The sequence below is a fragment of the Cohnella suwonensis genome (assembly GCF_042655365.1).
Lineage (GTDB): Bacteria > Bacillota > Bacilli > Paenibacillales > Paenibacillaceae > Cohnella > Cohnella suwonensis.
This window is the reverse complement of record NZ_JBHSMH010000013.1, coordinates 1-2,479: the sequence shown is the minus strand read 5'-3', so window position 1 is coordinate 2,479 and position 2,479 is coordinate 1. Positions and strand designations below refer to the sequence as shown.

The following is a 2,479-nucleotide window of genomic DNA, read 5'->3' as shown; positions in this document are numbered from 1 at the left end:
GTAAGCGTCAAATAGCCCCCACCTATTAAATAGATGAGGGCTAAGTTATGCTGATCTATGATTTAAATATACGGCAGGTCAACGGCAATGACGACGACCACGGCAGTAACCGATCCAGTTCTTCCGGATCTTTCGGGTCTGATAACTGCGGCATCTGTTCGAATAGATATTGGAGATATTTGAACGGATTCAATCCGTTTTCTTTCGCTGTTTCAATCACGCTATAAATGGTGCTACTTGCTTTGGCACCGCGAGGCGTATTTGCGAACAGCCAGTTCTTCCGGCCGATTACAAATGGCTTAATGGATCGCTCGCTACGATTATTATCGATCTCGAGTCTTCCATCTGCAAGGAATGCCGTCAGCTTGTCCCACTGATTGATACTGTAGGTAATCGCTTGGCCGAGTAAGCTCTTAGGTAACGTCCGAGACCGTTGTTGCTTCAGCCAACTCGAATAAGCATCCACAATAGGACGACTTCGTTCCTGGCGGATGGCATATCTCTCCTCGGGAGATGACTCCTTTAGTTCCCGTTCCACGGCAAACAACTGGTTGCAGAAATCAAGCCCTTGTTGCGCCGTCGTTTTCGTTTTGTCATGCGAAGCCGGCAGCGACTTCATTGCCTCGTCGAACTTTCGCCGAGCATGAGCCCAGCATCCGACCAAGGTGACGCCGGCTACCTTGTGATAGCCTGGATACCCGTCTACGTGCAGGTAGCCGCTGAATCCCTTAAGGAAATCGCGCGGATTCTCGCCTCCACGGGTTGGCCGGTAGTCGAATAGCACAATGGGCGGCCCCATGCGGCCGGTTCGATATAGCCACAAGTACGACTGCGTCTCCGCCGACTTGCCCGGCTCTCGTAGCACTTGCAGCGTCGTCTCATCCGCATGCAGAATATCCTGCTTCAATAAGTGCTCGCGCATCCGATCCGCAAGCAACGATAGCCACTGATTCGCTCCGTACATCATCCAGTTCGCCAACGTTTGACGCGATAAGGTTAGGCCTAGCCTTGCAAACTGCTGCTCTTGACGATACAGCGGCTGGGCATCCACATACTTCTGACCCATGACATAGGCGATAGCTGACGGAGAAGCCAAGCTGCCCGGGTAGACTGGCTTTGGCATCGTTGCTGTGATAATGGGTGTACTTATCTCTTCGCGCTCGCAATGGCGGCATGCATAGACATGTCGCACATGCCTAACGACCTTCACCTCGGCAGGAACGATAGCGATTTCGTTACGAATCTCGGTACTCATCTCATGCAGCGCGCCTCCGCAGCAGGAACAAACTTGCTCCGACTCCGTAAGCGTATAGTCGACCGTCTCGACCGGAAACTGATCCAGCTTTGCTTCGCGATTGCCGACGGCCTTCTTACGACTGTAGGTGACGGTCTCTACGCTCGGTTCCTCGGAATCCGGGGTTGCGAGTATCTCCGCTTCGTTAAACAGGTCCATTTCGACCTGATCCGGATTTGTTTTTTCACTCGAAGCGCCGAATCGCTTCTGCTGCGCCAGCCGAAACTGCTCTTGATACCAGTTCAGTTTAGCTGTGAGTTCGGCAATTTTCGCATCTTGCTTCGCAATGGTCGCTTCGTATGATTCGGTTGTAGGGTCTAGGTGATCCGTTCGATTTTCCATGCTATTATTTTAGCCAAAAACACCCCTATTTCCTGCCGAGAAGTGCCGCCAGGTATGGCGAAACGGCGAACATTGGCCGTTATATGACGGTTTGAGCGGTGACTTGCGGATGAGCCTGCCGCTGATGAAGGGTAAGCCCATCCAGCAGCCAACGAAGCTCGCGGGGAGAGATGGTCGCGGTGGTATGACTGCCCGTCGGCCATTGAAACGTCCCGCGCTCGAGTCGACGGTAAAATAACCAGAAGCCGTTATGGTCCCAGTGCAAGATCTTAAGCTTGTTGCGCTGGCGGTTGCAGAATACGAACAAACAAGGCGAGAACGGGTCCAAGCCGAAGCCTTCTTGCACGAGGGCGGCGAGTCCGTCGATGGATTTTCGGAGATCCGTGCTTCCGCAAGCCAAATACACCTGATTCGCGGTGGTAAGCTGACTTAACATAGCGCTTGAAGAGTCTGCACCACGTCACGGAGCAGAACAGGTTGGAATCCAGCGCGGACTTCTATTGTAGCAGAACCGACTTTAACAGTAAGGCAAGCAGGCTCATTCGATGCTTCTTCGGGCATGACCGAGACGTTTAACCAGGCGGTTGAACTAGAAGTAACAGCAGTCGGGGCAGATGCTCCGTCGATTCGTTTCATCCACGTGTAGAGTTGGCGGCGGTCTACCTGATTGGCAGTGCACCATCTCGTCGCCTTCTCTCCGCTAGACCGGTAAGCCGCGACGCGAGCCTCCCATTTCTTTCGAACATCTTTTCTGGCCATAAAAAATCCTCCCCTGACTGATTCTGAGGAGGATTATCTCATAGCGATTAGCGGGCTTGAAGGTGGGGAAGGTTTGACGCTTAC

3 protein-coding genes are annotated in these 2,479 nt (G+C 52.8%); all 3 read right to left on the bottom strand.

Annotated elements, in window-relative coordinates:
- Window positions 1-55: 55 nt before the first annotated feature.
- Window positions 56-1,636, bottom strand: a complete 1,581-nt coding sequence (gene tnpC, locus ACFPPD_RS07065; protein ID WP_378081647.1) for an IS66 family transposase — start codon at window positions 1,634-1,636, stop codon at window positions 56-58.
- Window positions 1,637-1,715: 79 nt separating this feature from the next.
- Entirely contained in the window at window positions 1,716-2,072 is a 357-nt protein-coding gene (tnpB, locus tag ACFPPD_RS07060; protein WP_209752110.1) for an IS66 family insertion sequence element accessory protein TnpB, read from the bottom strand.
- Window positions 2,066-2,395 (bottom strand): IS66 family insertion sequence element accessory protein TnpA, encoded by a 330-nt coding sequence (tnpA, locus tag ACFPPD_RS26955; RefSeq protein ID WP_209752112.1) that lies wholly within the window; start codon window positions 2,393-2,395, stop codon window positions 2,066-2,068. Before tnpA ends, tnpB begins: the two co-directional genes overlap by 7 nt.
- Window positions 2,396-2,479: the final 84 nt, after the last annotated feature.